At 47.8% G+C, this 452-nt stretch carries 3 tRNA genes; all 3 read left to right on the top strand.

Features of this window, described 5'->3' with window-relative positions:
- Window positions 1-93: 93 nt before the first annotated feature.
- Window positions 94-170 (top strand) — tRNA-Arg (locus LQ688_RS13925).
- Window positions 171-180: 10 nt separating this feature from the next.
- Window positions 181-254 (top strand) — tRNA-Pro (locus LQ688_RS13920).
- A gap of 17 nt (window positions 255-271) precedes the next feature.
- Window positions 272-347: transfer RNA gene (locus LQ688_RS13915), tRNA-Ala, on the top strand.
- Window positions 348-452 lie beyond the last annotated feature (105 nt).

The following is a 452-nucleotide window of genomic DNA, read 5'->3' as shown; positions in this document are numbered from 1 at the left end:
CGGGGTGGCGGAACTGGCAGACGCACAGGACTTAAAATCCTGCGATAAGTGATTATCGTACCGGTTCGATTCCGGTCCTCGGCACCATTTTTAGCGCCCGTAGCTCAATTGGATAGAGCGTTTGACTACGGATCAAGAGGCTAGGGGTTCGACTCCTCTCGGGCGCGCCATTATTAATAACGGGAAGTAGCTCAGCTTGGTAGAGCACTTGGTTTGGGACCAAGGGGTCGCAGGTTCGAATCCTGTCTTCCCGACTTCTATTAAATATTTTGGGGGCTTAGCTCAGATGGGAGAGCGCCTGCTTTGCACGCAGGAGGTCAGCGGTTCGATCCCGCTAGTCTCCACCATTTATAAAATAGATAATGAACATTGAAAACTGAATGACAATATGTCAACGTTAATTCCAATAATTGAGTACTGAAAGTACTTCAAAGAGTGATTGGCTTAACCAA

The sequence above is a fragment of the Mammaliicoccus sp. J-M40 genome, from assembly GCF_022386395.1.
GTDB lineage: Bacteria > Bacillota > Bacilli > Staphylococcales > Staphylococcaceae > Mammaliicoccus > Mammaliicoccus lentus.
Note: the sequence above shows the minus strand (reverse complement) of the source record. Positions and strands in the feature narration are given on the sequence as shown.